Source organism: Microcoleus sp. B7-D4, assembly GCF_036705125.1.
GTDB lineage: Bacteria > Cyanobacteriota > Cyanobacteriia > Cyanobacteriales > Microcoleaceae > Microcoleus.
In genome coordinates this window covers 45,982-60,033 of record NZ_JAUBTT010000023.1, presented here as the reverse complement: position 1 = coordinate 60,033, position 14,052 = coordinate 45,982, and the positions used below count along the sequence as shown (strand labels likewise).

The 14,052-nt window shown below is 44.8% G+C and carries 13 protein-coding genes and 1 tRNA gene; 4 read left to right on the top strand and 10 right to left on the bottom strand.

The window, feature by feature from the left end; all coding sequences use genetic code 11:
* Positions 1-224 precede the first annotated feature (224 nt).
* Positions 225-1,115, bottom strand: a complete 891-nt coding sequence (gene crtR / locus QUB12_RS11840; RefSeq protein WP_333306853.1) for a beta-carotene hydroxylase — start codon at positions 1,113-1,115, stop codon at positions 225-227.
* A 126-nt stretch (positions 1,116-1,241) separates the two neighbouring features.
* Complete coding sequence (locus QUB12_RS11835; protein ID WP_333306851.1) at positions 1,242-2,384, bottom strand: transposase; 1,143 nt, start codon at positions 2,382-2,384, stop codon at positions 1,242-1,244.
* 52 nt (positions 2,385-2,436) lie between these two features.
* On the opposite strand from QUB12_RS11835, the gene tnpA reads away from it, so the two are divergent.
* From tnpA to QUB12_RS11815, 4 genes are all read left to right on the top strand, one after another.
* Positions 2,437-2,835: an IS200/IS605 family transposase gene (tnpA, locus tag QUB12_RS11830; protein ID WP_333306849.1), complete on the top strand. Its 399-nt coding sequence runs from the start codon at positions 2,437-2,439 to the stop codon at positions 2,833-2,835.
* A gap of 13 nt (positions 2,836-2,848) precedes the next feature.
* A complete protein-coding gene (locus tag QUB12_RS11825) occupies positions 2,849-2,971 on the top strand; it encodes a hypothetical protein (protein ID WP_333306847.1) in 123 nt (40 codons plus the stop codon).
* Between the two features lie 278 nt (positions 2,972-3,249).
* The gene (pyk, locus tag QUB12_RS11820) at positions 3,250-5,037 is read left to right on the top strand and encodes a pyruvate kinase (RefSeq protein WP_333306844.1); all 1,788 of its coding nucleotides are present in this window, start codon (positions 3,250-3,252) and stop codon (positions 5,035-5,037) included.
* Positions 5,038-5,132: 95 nt separating this feature from the next.
* Positions 5,133-5,204 (top strand) — tRNA-Thr (locus tag QUB12_RS11815).
* A gap of 490 nt (positions 5,205-5,694) precedes the next feature.
* On the opposite strand, the gene QUB12_RS11810 is transcribed toward QUB12_RS11815, so the two are convergent.
* From QUB12_RS11810 to QUB12_RS11775, 8 genes are all read right to left on the bottom strand, one after another.
* Positions 5,695-6,753 carry a potassium channel protein gene (locus tag QUB12_RS11810; protein WP_333306842.1) on the bottom strand — a complete coding sequence of 353 codons (1,059 nt, stop codon included), beginning with the start codon at positions 6,751-6,753 and terminating at the stop codon, positions 5,695-5,697.
* Between the two features lie 125 nt (positions 6,754-6,878).
* Positions 6,879-9,983 carry an AAA-like domain-containing protein gene (locus QUB12_RS11805; protein ID WP_333141967.1) on the bottom strand — a complete coding sequence of 1,035 codons (3,105 nt, stop codon included), beginning with the start codon at positions 9,981-9,983 and terminating at the stop codon, positions 6,879-6,881.
* A gap of 19 nt (positions 9,984-10,002) precedes the next feature.
* Positions 10,003-10,518, bottom strand: a complete 516-nt coding sequence (locus QUB12_RS11800) for a type IV pilin-like G/H family protein (RefSeq protein ID WP_333306840.1) — start codon at positions 10,516-10,518, stop codon at positions 10,003-10,005.
* A gap of 106 nt (positions 10,519-10,624) precedes the next feature.
* Positions 10,625-11,155 (bottom strand): type IV pilin-like G/H family protein, encoded by a 531-nt coding sequence (locus QUB12_RS11795; RefSeq protein WP_333141965.1) that lies wholly within the window; start codon positions 11,153-11,155, stop codon positions 10,625-10,627.
* A gap of 307 nt (positions 11,156-11,462) precedes the next feature.
* Positions 11,463-11,978 carry a type IV pilin-like G/H family protein gene (locus tag QUB12_RS11790; protein ID WP_333141964.1) on the bottom strand — a complete coding sequence of 172 codons (516 nt, stop codon included), beginning with the start codon at positions 11,976-11,978 and terminating at the stop codon, positions 11,463-11,465.
* A gap of 107 nt (positions 11,979-12,085) precedes the next feature.
* Positions 12,086-12,604, bottom strand: coding sequence for a type IV pilin-like G/H family protein (locus QUB12_RS11785; RefSeq protein ID WP_333141963.1), 519 nt, complete (start codon positions 12,602-12,604; stop codon positions 12,086-12,088).
* 116 nt (positions 12,605-12,720) lie between these two features.
* The gene (locus tag QUB12_RS11780) at positions 12,721-13,281 is read right to left on the bottom strand and encodes an SPFH domain-containing protein (RefSeq protein WP_333141962.1); all 561 of its coding nucleotides are present in this window, start codon (positions 13,279-13,281) and stop codon (positions 12,721-12,723) included.
* Between the two features lie 133 nt (positions 13,282-13,414).
* Positions 13,415-13,960: an NfeD family protein gene (locus QUB12_RS11775; RefSeq protein ID WP_333141961.1), complete on the bottom strand. Its 546-nt coding sequence runs from the start codon at positions 13,958-13,960 to the stop codon at positions 13,415-13,417.
* Positions 13,961-14,052: the final 92 nt, after the last annotated feature.

The following is a 14,052-nucleotide window of genomic DNA, read 5'->3' as shown; positions in this document are numbered from 1 at the left end:
ACTAATGAGTTCTTCAGTCCTCTTCGAGAGGACTTTAGCTATGAGACAGGGAATTCATTCCCTGGCGGAGTGTCGGGTAGGAGGAGTGGCGGACTAAAAGCTGAAGTTGACACCACCAAAGGCAGTACCGTTTCCCTACTCAAACCATTACCCGCAATTGCATTTGCCTTCTTCCTTCTGCCATACAAAAAAAACCCGGCCTCTCAAAGAAACCGGGTTTTTTGTCAATCAGACGCTTTCTTGTGATGCAGCCTAATCCCTAAAAAAATGTCATATATAAAACTCCAAAAGTCCTTTTTCCCTTCCAATATTCCCAAAGTTTGAGGAGAACCTTTCTCATCCAACAGCGGCTTCACAGCCTCATAAGCAGGCTTGTAATTGTACCAAGGAATAGAAGGCCACAAGTGATGAATCAGATGATAATTCTGCCCCAAAATCAAGATATTTAGAATAGGACTAGGATATACTCTGGCATTTTTCCAACGATCGCGATCGTGAAATGGACGGTGCGGCAAATAATCAAAAAATAACCCCAACGCCAACCCCACCACCAAAGCCGGAGAAAACCAAAAATTCAGGACGTAATCTAAATGGCCGTATTGAATCGAGATATACACGATCGCAATCACAAACAAACGGCTGAAAAACCATTCCAATAATTCGTATTTCCGCCACAGTTTGCGCTTAAAAAAGAAAATCTCGTGGTAAAAAAACCTCGCAGCAATCAACCACAAAGGCCCGCCGGTCGAAACATAATGGTCTGGATCGTTATCTGGGTCATTAACGTGGGCGTGATGCTGCATATGTACCCGCGTAAACACCGGGAAAGCAAAACCCAACATCAGCGCGCTACCGTGTCCCAAAATAGCATTGATCGTGCGATCGCGATGGGCAGCATTGTGAGACGCATCGTGAATCACAGTTCCAGCCATGTGCAAAGCCAACACGTTCAGCGAAAAACAGCACCACTGCGGCCATCCCCAGCACCAGAAACCCAAGTTAGAAATCACGAGAATCGCTACTGCACTCAAAAACAGCAGCAGTGTCGGATTAAAGTCACCGGGAGGACTCAGAAACTCTTTCGGCACTGTCAGCGGCCGTCCTGCCTCCGACATCTTTGTTAAGACTCCTTAATATTTCACACTTGCGTAGTATAAGATACAAGCCAGACAATAGTAAAGTTTTTTGAAATACTCACCGGGCTGAAGGCGCGGTGATTCTTGACGCTTCATAGGGTTCTGCTAACCGTTGGTAGTCTGACAATCCCTCTGCGCCCGTTTTGAGTCGTGGCGATTCCCCATCCCGACTTTTTCTATGATTCTCGAAGCATTTTTATCTCTATCTTGCTCAGTACCACAACTTAGACAAAGCACTGAACGAACAGACAAATCGATTTTACCCCATTTAAAACCACAGTCCGCACAAACTTGGCTAGTAGGCTCCCACCTGCTAATTATTTGGAACTCTCTACCAAACTTCTCAGACTTAGATTCACAGAAAGTCCTAAACTCCCTCCACCCTTGCTGACTAATTGCCCTTGAGAGTTTCCGATTTTTTACCATCCCTGACACGTTTAAATCTTCCAAAATAATCACTTGGTTTTCGTTAACTACTTTAGTTGATAAATTATGTAGGAAATTTTTGCGGGTATCGGCCATGCGGTTGTGCAATTTAGCAATCTTAATTCGGGTTACATTTCTCCTTTTAGAGTCTTTTGGTTGGCGAGCCTCTTTGCGCTGGAGTTTGCGGATTTTTCGGTCTAAATTCTTATAGTTAGGGCTTTGGGCATTTTCACCATTGCTCATCACCGCCAAAGTTTTAATCCCTAAATCAATTCCGATACTTGGGTTTTGGGCCTCAGATTGAATTGGTTGAACTTCTACAACAAAACTTAGGAAATAACGATTTGCACAATCTTTGATTACTGTGACGGAGCTAGGTTCAGACGGTAGGGGTCTTGACCATATTGGTTTGACAATACCAATCTTGGCTAAATAAACACCGCCATTTTTTAGAGAAAAACCTCCAATCCTAAATCGTGCCGACTGGCTATTTGTTCTTTTCTTGAATTTAGGATAACCAACCTTACGACCTTTCCGCTTTCCTTTGCAGGAGTTAAAGAAGTTCTTAAAAGCTGCTTCCAAGTCCGCTACAGACTGCTGTAGAGGAATATTAGAAACTTCGCTCAACCAAGCTCTTTCTTCAGTTTTTTTCGCTTGGGTTATTACGATTTTTTGCAGTTCGGCCGAACTTGGCTTTTTTTCACACTGTTTACAGAGAGCTAGACTATCGTTCCAGATTACCCGAACGCAACCAAACAACTGAGCCAAGCTCTGCTGCTGTTGATTTGTCGGATAAAATCTGTACTTGAATCTCGCCTTCATGGTTATACTGAATATTGGTCAGTAGGTTTTATTATAAATTGGTTTGCAAGCAATGACAACTATTTACCGCCTTGAACGCCATTCTGTTACAGAACTTAAACTACACTTGGTCTGCGTGACAAAATACCGTCGGTCTGTATTCACGGCCGAAAGTATTGATTTGATTGAAAAATCGTTTCGAGACGTAGCCCAAAAAATGAACTTTCAAGTGCTAGAGTTCAATGGCGAAGGCGATCACGTTCATGTGCTGATCGAGTATCCGCCTAAATTGTCTATTTCTCAAATAGTTAACGCATTGAAGGGTGTGTCCAGTCGTCGTTATGGACAAGCTGGACACGAAAAACCCCATAAAGAAGCTTTGTGGAGTCCTAGCTATTTTGCCATTTCTGTAGGGGGTGCGCCCTTAGAAGTTTTGAAGGAGTATATTAGAAATCAGGAAAAGCCGTCCTAAAAGGACGGGGCTTGTGTCCCAATTTTTTGGTCAGGGACTCAGGGCTAAAGGCATGAAAGAACAGAGTTCGATCGCCAGACACAAGCCTCTGCACAAACAGCAAAGTATTGCTGTTGTACAAGGATACCAGTCCTAGATTAGCCAAAACAGCTCAGCAGACCAAATAAAATGAATGGGTATGTCTGTATTTATGTCAAGCCTGAGAGCGGAAAAATTTGCAAAAAAGAGCGCTCCCCAAGAAAAAATTACCGATCGGTAAAAAGTCAGATATTCTATATATTGTTCAATACCTGCTTTTTTGACGACTATCAAAATTTTTAAGACTTGAGACTAGCGTCATTGCTTGTAGTGCAAAGATGAAACGTTAGCCGAAATTTAAACAAGAAATCCACCTGCCTCCCCAGAACACCGCTGATGCAATTGCCAAAAGCCCTACGCCGGACTAAAATCGTCGCCACCATTGGCCCAGCAACTTCGGACCCACAAGTGCTGCGCCAGCTTATAGAAGCCGGTGCCACAACTTTGCGACTCAACTTTTCCCACGGAACAGAAGAAGACCACCAGCGCAGCATTCGCTTAATCCGGCAAACATCCTTTGAACTCAACCAGCCGGTAGCCATCCTCCAAGACCTCCAAGGCCCGAAAATTCGTTTAGGGCGCTTTGAGACAGGCTCTATAGTTGTCAAAAACGGCGATCCTTTCATTCTCACCAGTCGCCAAGTTCCCGGCACCGAACTCATTTCTTCCGTCACCTACGACCCCCTAGCAGACGAAGTTCCAGAGGGAGCAGTGATTCTGCTTGACGACGGCAAAGTGGAAATGCTGGTCGAAAAAGTAGACCGCGCGGCGCGGGAATTGTACTGTCGCGTCGTAGTCGGCGGGCCACTTTCCAACAACAAAGGCGTCAATTTTCCGGGAGTTTACCTGTCAATTAAAGCGCTGACTGATAAAGACCGCAAAGATTTAATGTTCGGCCTCGACCAAGGTGTCGATTGGGTGGCCCTGAGCTTTGTGCGGAATCCCCAAGATGTGCTCGAAATTAAAGAGCTCATTGCCAGTGCGGGCAAGCAAGTACCGGTGATTGCCAAGATCGAAAAGCACGAGGCGATCGAACAAATGGAGGAAATCCTCACCCTTTGCAACGGCGTGATGGTCGCCCGCGGCGATTTGGGAGTGGAACTGCCCGCCGAAGACGTGCCGATTTTGCAAAAGCGGCTGATTGCTACCTCCAACCGCCTGGGTATTCCGGTAATTACCGCTACCCAGATGCTCGACAGCATGGTAAGTAATCCCCGTCCCACCCGCGCCGAGATTTCCGACGTGGCAAACGCGATTCTTGACGGAACAGATGCAGTGATGCTCTCGAATGAAACTGCTGTCGGCAAGTTCCCCGTCGAAGCGGTGGCGACGATGGCGAGAATTGCGGTGCGGATGGAGAGGGAAGGAATTAAGCGGAATATTAGGAATGTAGAAGATATTGGTCGATCGATCCCCAACGGCATCAGCCAAGCAGTCAGCCAAATCTCCGAACAATTGAACGCCGCTGCCATCATGACGCTGACCAAAACCGGCGCCACAGCCCGAAATGTCTCGAAGTTCCGACCGAAAACTCCGATTTTGGCAGTTACTCCTCACGTAGACGTAGCCCGACAACTGCAATTAGTATGGGGAGTAAAACCCTTGCTGGTGCTGGATTTGCCCTCCACCGGCCAGACATTTCACTCTGCCATGACAGTCGCCCAGGAAAAAGAGTTAGTGTGCGACGGAGATTTAGTGGTGATGACCGCCGGTACTCTGCAAGGGGTTGCCGGATCGACGGATTTGATCAAAGTTGAAGTAGTGACAGCAGTTTTAGGCAAAGGCACCGGTGTCGGTTTGGGATCGGTGAGTGGCCTGGCCAGGGTTGCTCGCACGGCTGCGGATGTAGGCAATTTCCACCCTGGAGAAATTTTGGTAGTGGAACACACAAGCGTCGCTTTTGTGGAGATGATTCGGAAAGCTGCAGGTGTGGTGACGGAGGAGGACAGTTTGACTTCTCACGCGGCGATTATCGGTTTGCGCTTGGGCGTGCCGGTGATGGTGGGCGTAAAGAATGCCACGCGGGTAATTCGGGACGGAACTATGCTGACGCTGGATATGCAGCGGGGTTTAGTTTATTCCGGGGCCAGAGGCGGCTCAACTGACACGGAAGTGACCGTGTGAACTGTTGGTGAGCTAGGAGTTGTGGAATTTTGAATTAAATTCTACAACTCGTTGCTTTTTTCGCTTAGGTTGTGCTATAATTCAAAATTGTCTGTGCCGATGTAGCTCAGGGGTAGAGTATTCGATTCGTAATCGAACGGTCGTGGGTTCAAATCCCACCATCGGCTTTAGGTTTCAGCGATTTTTGTCTATGACTTGTCTATGATTGTTGCAAATCTGTAGCAAAACGCAGTTTAACTGCTCAAAAATGCTCTGGGTCAAGTAGCCGAGAGCATTTTTATTGGCCCTAAATCCTGGTGTGGTGGAGATGGTGAATTTTTTAAATCATATCGTTTCCGGTTGCATCGGTATTGTTCAAATGTCCAAACAGTCAGTTGTCATATCAATTCCGGTTGTATCGGAATGGTGAAACCGCAGAGGACACAGAGGATACAGAGAAAGGGAAGAGAGAGATGAATACAGGACGATGCCAACGGATTTGATATCCTATCGTTTCCGGTTGCATTGGAATAATAAAGTCGAGTCAACATTTAACACTCAACAATTCAGTTTTTCGACCCCTCCTTCTACAGTCAACAGTCAACAGTCAACAATTAACAGTCAACAGTCAACAGTCAACAGAGGACTTACATTCCTGACTAGAAACCGGGCATCGTATTACTTTGGGGGCCGGGGGATGCGAAAACTCAGGGGACTGAGGATTTGATTGAGAGTTCGCAGTTGTTCAGCAGTACCCAAACAAATCAGCATATCTCCTCCTTCGATCGCAGTTTCTCCAGTAGGCCCGACAATCAAAGTCCCGCCAGCGCGCCGCACCGCTAAAACCAAGGCCCCCGATTGCGATCGCAACTTGGCATTTCTCAAAGTTTGCCCTACGTAGACACAACTATTGGGATCGACCAGAAATTCTTCCATGTAAAAAGAACTGTCGGTGCCCGTCAAAACACCGTCTAAAAAATCCATAACTTGAGGTCGCAAAGCCGCCGCAGCCATGCGTTTTCCCCCGGTAATGTAGGGGGATACTACGGCATCGGCGCCGCCCCGCTGCAACTTCTTTACCGCTTCTTCTGTGGTGGCGCGGGCGATCGCCCGTACCTTCGGATTCAGAGTTTTCGCTGACAGGACAGTGTATAAATTCTCGGCATCTGAAGGCAAAGCTGCTACTATGCAAATTGCGCGATCGATCCCCACACTCAGCAAAATTTCGTCCAAAGTCGCGTCTCCTTGGACAGCCGTGTACCCCAGTGCCAAAGCTGCCTCAACCGACTGCACCGCCGAATCTATCACCACAAAAGAGATATATTCGGCCTGAAATTCCAAGGCAATTTGGCGGCCAGTGCGCCCAAAACCGCAGAGAATGTAATGCCCGATCAAAGAATCTACCAATCGTCGCTGCTGCCTAATTCTTGCTCCTTCTTGAAAATATCCTTCAATCAGCGCTTCTGTAAAGCGGTTGACGATGAAACCAATCACAATCACGCCCATCAAAATCAGCCATATGGTAAACATTCGCCCGCGTTGACCGAGGGGCTGAAGTTCACCGTAGCCGACAGTTGCTAAGGTAATTACTGTCATGTAAGCGGCATCTAGCAAAGACCATCTTTCCACTTGCCAATACCAGAGAGTACCCGTGCAAAAAATGCCGCCAAGGGCGAGGACTCCGTTTCTTAAGTCTTTTTGCAGGCGCTGGTACTTTTGTTCTAAAGTTGAATACACCGATCGGGCTGACCTATTACCTATTAGCTGCTACCAATTTTAACGATATCAGCCCTAGACGCAGAGGATCTCAAAAAGCCTGTTTTTGCCTAGATACTTTGCTGCAAAACTTAAGATTTTGAATTTTAACCAGGTTTTTTTTGCGTGAGTCCCAACTCAGTTCCAATCCCGTCGCAGAGGTGGCGATTGTTTGGATTGGCGATCGGATTTGTCTGAAAATAATTGCGGGCTCCATCGCAACCCTGCATCAACAAATCGTCTAGATTAAAATTCCACAGCATCACCGTACCGTCAGCACTAGCACTAGCGATCGCCTTGCCGTCTGGACTAAAACTCGCACTCCAAACAGCATCCTTATTACCTTTTAAAGTTTTGAGCAATGTACCGTCAATGTTCCACAGCCTCACCATTTTGTCTGTGCTTGCAGATAGCAACATTTGACTGTCGGGACTAAAGCTGATATTTGTCACTCCACTTGTATGCTTGAAAATACTTAGCGGTGTGCCGTCTTTGCTCCAAATTCTCGCAGTTCCCCCAGCACTTGCAGTCGCCAGCATTGCTCCGTCTGGACTGAAAGCTACACTCATTATTTTATCACTTTCAATCTGTAAAGTTCTGAGCAATTTGATATCGGTGCTTGCTTCAATTGACTGCTGTTTTTGCAACTTTTCCACAATCTTTCTCAAACTCCAAAGTTTAACAGTGCCATCAGTAGCAGCCGCAGCAATTATCTGGCCGTCTGGGCTAAAACTCGTGCTGGTTATCCAACCTCGCTCCACTTTTAAACTTAACAATTTTTCACCGTTTATTTTCCAGAGTTTAACTGTTCCATCGGCACTTGCTGAAGCAATGATTTTACCATCTGGACTAAAAGAAACGCTTGTTATTTGACTGCGGTGTCCTTTTAAATCATGAATCAATTTGCCATCTCTTTGCCAAATTTTGAGAGTTTGGTCGTCGCTTGCAGAGACAATTATCTGACCGCTAGGACTGAAAATTGCCCTGATAATTTTATCAGTATGCCCGGTCAATGTTGCTTGCAAAGTTCCATTATTTTGCCAAAGTTTGATATAATTATCATCGGTAGCAGTCACAATTGTTTGACTGTCGGGACTGAAACTCGCGAAAGCAAGGGTACTGGCTTGAGTCTGCAAGCGGCGGCGTTCCCGAAAGTTGTAAACTGCCTGTTCGAGGGCGATCGCCACTCGCATCTGAATATCTGAACTCACTCCGAGCGATCGTTTCATTTCTGTAACAGCTCTGATGCTTTCTAGCAGAGCTTCGTCTTTTTTATCCGCAGCAAATAGCGTTTCTGATAGCAAACTGAGAGTGAGAATTTTGTGGTTTCTTTCTTCGATGGACGGTTTTACCCAAAAATTTACTATCAGGATTGATATTAATATGACTGCGGCTCCTGTAACTGTTTGCACTCTCAGTTGTTGCTCGCGCCAAAGTTTAGCTGCAATCACTTTTTTCTGCTTTTGTGCCTCGCTTAGTTCCTCTAGTAACTTTTTTTCGCGGCGCAGTTGTTCAATTTCAGCTTGAGTTTGTTTTTCGCGATCGCGCAATTTGGCAAATTCCGCTTCTTGACTTGCACCTAAAAATTGATAATCTTGGGTGTTCAAGCTTTTATTTGCCGCCCACTGTCGGGCATCTTCCAGTGCTTGACCGCGCAACAAGCGAGATTCGTCTTGACAATTTGTAGCTATCCATGCTGTTAGGGATTCAGCATAGGGGCGCAAGTCGCCAAGTGCTTTTTCTACCCAGTTATGGCTGAATATAGCTGCGTAAATGCGGTTGGATACGGTTAATTTCCCCGCTCGTTTTACTACTAATCCGCTCAGCCGCAATTCTGTTTGTTCGGGAGTATCATCCGCCCAGATTCCCTCTACCAGGGCGGGCACGGGGGCACCGCCCCTACAATCGGGGGGTTCTGAAGGTTGCTGATTTCCACTCAGTTGCTGTTCGGTTTGTTCGGGAGTATCATCGGCGCAGATCCCCCCTGCCCCCCTTAACAAGGGTAATTCTGGCATTTTCTCCCCCCTTATTAAGGGCAGAGCTGTTTCATTCTCAGAAAAACCAGGGTTTTGTAGGGGCGGTGCCCCCGTGCCCGCCCAGCCCATAGACGAGCGGGTCGGGGTTTCAGATATCGGGGCAACCACGGGGGGATTGCCCCTACAAGAGAATGAAACAGCCCCCCTTATTAAGGGGGGTTGGGGGGGATCGCAGGGTGGCAATATTTTTTGATATAGTCCTAATAACCTACTGGCGCGGTGCGGACTTCTGAGAAGGCGATCGCGAATTGTTTTGATGTGTACCGGTTCATCGGATGATTCCCAATTATCAATAATATGAGATTGCACTATCTCGCTAATTAATAATTGATTTGGAGTAAAATTTTCAGTTTTGCTTTCATCCGTTGAATCTGATATAATAGAAGCGGACGCTAAGCTTTTTACATGGTGCAAAATCAGCTTGCAAAGCTTTTGAGTCAAAAATGGCTGCCCTCCCGTCCAGTCCAAAATCTCTTTTAAAACTTCTTGAGGATTCTCTACTTTTCCCTCAAATCCCTTTGCTAAAGGCAGAGCTTCCTGTAAGTTAAAACCGTGCAATTCAATAGGTAAGCCGATATTAAAGGGGGTGCGAGTTGCATCGCTAATTAAATCCGATGGCGTAGCTACTCCCAGCAAAGCAAATGTAATGCGCTGGTATTCTGAATTGTGAGCGCGTTTATTGTAGCAACATCTAATTAATGCAAAAAAATCGTCTAGCGGTTCTTGGAAACTCAGGACGCTATCAATTTCATCAATAAAAATGACCAGGTTTTGAGAAATTTTGACCAGCAGCAATTCTTCAATTAACTCTCCTAAGCGCTGCACCGGCGACATCAACTCTCTCTCCCGCCACCAAGCCATAAACTCGACGGGGTTAAACAGGTTGAAGCTGCACAAGAGTTTGTAAGCGACGCCGCCGTACCACTTATCTAGAGAGACTTGCTGGTTTCCAATGTCCGAAAGGTCGATCGTAGCACAGGCAATGCCATCAGCCGAGAGCTTTTGTACAGTTCGCACCAGCAAACTGGATTTGCCCATTTGTCGGGAATTGAGCACGTAACAAAACTCTCCAGCTTTGAGGGCTTGATAAAGTTCTGAGTCAGCTTGTCGCACTACATAAGTAGGTGCATTTTGCGGGAGACTGCCGCCGATTTGATATTGGTAATCGACTGTCATGATCTAGCCTATAATTAAATTATTTTGTCACTTCTGTTGTGCCTTGACCGCAAATAAGCTTGCCATTTTGATAAGTTGGTTCCGCTGGTTCAATTGTACCGGGAGAATCTGATTGGCACAATATGGATATTGTTATTATTTCATCTTTAACAACATTTGGAAGAACTTCTTTCTCATGAACTACAAAGACACCGCCGACACAGCTTTTCAAGTCTTTTTTCTTGGATAACCCATAATTAAATGCTGTTTTTTTAGTAGCGATCACTGAATATTTGCAGTTGGCGGTTTCTGTTTTGATGCCCATTTCTAAAGCATTAACAGAAGTGGCAAAAGCACCTTTTTCGGCAAAGTGAGCGTGCTGAACTCTGTTCATTGACCTTACATACTGTTTTGGTTCCACTTGCTTTGCCTTCCCAGCCTGACGCAGAAATGATGGCCGCTCGATCGCAACAATTATTCCAAATAACATCAAAAGCAATAAGCATCCGTAACCTTTATATGCAATACTATTTGACTTATAATGTTGTTGACTCATGGTATTGTATCCTCTCTGTTTGTAGTAAGGACTTTAGTCCTTAAAAAGTGAATTAAAGGGCGATTTTAACTCGTAATCGGCTGTGATTATCCGCCCTAGAGTTAGATTATTTGGTCACTTCTGTTGTGCCTTTACCGCAAATCAGCTTGCCATTTTGATAAGTTGGTTCTGCTGGTTTAATTGTACCGGGAGAATCAGCTCCGCACAATATGGATATTGTGTTTGTTTTATTTTTACCAAGAACTACAAAGACACCGCCAACATAATTTTTAAGAGATTTATCCTTACATAATGCATAATTAAACACTGCTTTTTTAGTCGTGTGGGCTGAATATTTAAAGTGGGATGTCTCGGTCTCGGCTTTTAAACCAATTTCTAAAGCATCAAGAGAAGTGGTAAAAGTGCTTTTTTTGGCAAAATAGGCTTGCTGACCTTTGTTAATTGAGCCAATATACGCTTTAGCTTCAGAATTCTTTGCCTGGTGAGCCTTCCGACTGAACTCGCCATACTTCATATCCATAAAATTAGAAATCCAGATTAAAGACATCGAAATAGTCGGTGCAATCAACATGAAAACTAGAAGGTTTTTACAACCACTTAATCCGGGCTTCTTTGATTTATAATTTTGTGTTTTCATGGTATTATCTCCTGAGTATTTGTAGTAATAATTTGAGTTCTAGACATCTCAATTGAATGCAGGGCTGTTTCATTCTCAGAAAAACCAGGGTTTTGTAGGGGCGGTGCCCCCGTGCCCGCCCAGCCCATAGACGAGGGCGATTCCCTACGGGATAGCTTCGCCGCGCGTGGGGGCATTGCCCCTACAGGGGTTTCAGATATCGGGGCAACCACGGGGGGATTGCCCCTACAAGAGAATGAAACAGCCCTGCAATTGAATGTCGATTTGATATTGGTAATCGACTGTCATTATCTTCCTTCTAGTTAGATTATCTGGTCACTTGTGTTGTGTCTTTACCGCAAGCAATTTTACCATTTTGATAAATTGGTTCTGCTGGTTTAATTGTACCGGAAAAATCAGCTTGGCACAATATGGATGTTGTGGTTATTTCCTCTTGAGCAGCATTTGGCTCAACTTCTTTAGCAGGAATTACAAAGACACCACCGACATAGCTTTTAAGGTCTTTTTGCTTTGAAGATCCATAATTAAATGTTGCTTTTTTTGTGGTCACAAGGGAATATTTGTAATTTTCTGTCTCGGTTTTAATGCCAATTCCTAAAGCCTTAACAGAAGTGCTAAAAACACTTTTTTCTGCCAAATAGGCTTGCTGACCTTTGTTGATTGATCTAACATAGTCTCTGGCTTCCGCTTGCTTTATGTTCCTAACCTTCTTCAGAAATGATGGTCTAACCAGCAAAACAAATACTCCAATCATGATTAAAAGCACTAAGCATCCACCAACATTCGATGCAAGGCTAGCTGATTTAGAATGTTGTTGACTCATAGTTTTGTATCCTCCCTGTTTGTAGTAAAGACTTTAGTCCGGTAAATCTCAACTGAAAGCCGATTTGATATTAGTAATCGACTGTCATTATATTGCGTAGAGTTAGATTATTTAGTCACTTGTCTTGTGCCTTGACCACAATCAATTTTACCCTTTTCATAGGTGGGTTCCGCTGGTTTAATTGTACCGGGAGAATCAGCTTGGCAGAATATGGATATTGTTGTTATTCCATCTTTAGCAGCATTGGGTTCAACTTTTTTAACAGGAACTCGAAAGACACCGCCGACATAACTCTTAAGTTGTAGTTGCTTGGAGACTCCATAATTAAAAGCAGTTTGCTTTGTGGCGCGAAGTGAATACTTGTAATTTGTTGTCTCCGTTTTTATCCCAAGTTCCAAAGCATTAACAGAAGTAGAAAAAACACTTTTTTCGGCAAAATATGCTTGCTGAGCTTTGTTCATTGAGCTAACATACTGTTTTGCTTCTGACTGCTTGCTTCTATTGGTATTATTTAGATAAAATGGCAGAGCTATCCCATTCAATACTCCAATACCGGCTATAAGTAATAAGCATCCACAACCGCGACAAGCTGCATTGCGAACTATTGATTCTTGATTGTTAGTCATGGTGTTGTCTCCTTAAATGGTATATACAATGCGAATTAAAGTCGGCGAGGCAGAGCCTCTGGAACTGCGTTACCAGGAAGAGCCTGGTAACGAGGAAAACGAGGAAATACTAATCTCTAAGCTCGCAGCTTTTGTACTTCTTTCCGGTCAATGGATGTGGGCTGAACGACTTTACTGCCGATCGCAAAATCGCGCAATTCCACCCTCGTAAACTTCACACCCCAAGGATCTGTCGTTGTATCCAACTCTTCCACTAAAGCATTATTAATCTCATGTCGAGCCGTGTAGAGTTCCTCGACAGATAATTTAGCAAGGTGAGTCCGAATTGAAAGAATCAGCATATTTAACATCGCTTCCTTGAGATTCTGCACCTTGTAGGACGCTTTTTCTAAGTCAATGATTCGCCAGTACACAATAAAATCAACGGTGACGGCAACCCGATCGCGCGTTGTGCATTCTTGCGGTGACAGCCTTAAAATTTGCTCGCGCAGAGTTTGTTTATAGGCGACTTGCTCGACAAAGGGAATCAAAAAGGTTATACCCGGTTCGAGTTTTTTTCGATCGTACTTTCCGAAAATTTCCACTAACGCCTCATCTCCTTGACGGACAATTTTTACGCTGCTGGCTAAGGATACTCCGGTGATGGCAAGCAATACCGTCAAAAAATAGTGATACATAGTGAATCTCCTGGTAAATAGTTGACAGTTGATAGTTGACAGTTGACAGTTGATGGTGATTTCTTAGTCCGCGAAGGCGGACTTTGTTTGTGTAGAAGCGATTTCAATCGCCGAGTCATAAAAGAGCTGAGATTTAGCTGTTGATGTGAATTAATCTGTCAGGTACAACAATCAGCGTGTTTCCTTCGCGGCGCAAAACATAAACTTTTTGTCTGGGTGCGATCGCCCCTTGGGAATCTTCATTGCGGGCTTTCCACGAAGCCCCTTCATAAATCACCATTCCGGTTTCTCCGGGGAAAATTTCGGAGATTGTTGTCGCTTCCGTTGCTTCGGGAATGACAAACTTTTTGCGAACAATAAAAATTGGTCTAATCCAGATGCTCAGCGCGAGAGCTATCCCCATCCAGTAGAAGATTTGCCAGTCAAAATCTTCATACATTATGTTCGCCCAACTAAATTGAAATGCTACCGAACCTCTCCACAAAATAAATGATTCAATTACAGCCGAAGCTCCCATCATTAGCAGGTAAAATCTGTATTTTTGGGGCTGAGTTTTGATGATTAATAGCTCCATCGCACTAAGCACAACTCCGAGCAGCAACCAGAATAGGGGCGGGGTGAAGGCGAAACCTGGTTGATTAGTGGCTGAGGCCAGCGACCAAATTAGGATAGAATACACAATGCTTTTACCTCGTTTTGATGGGATTCAACCTTGTTATTTCTAATCTAATCAGGTGGCTATTTGAGTTGGCGACTGAGTTATTTGAAAAT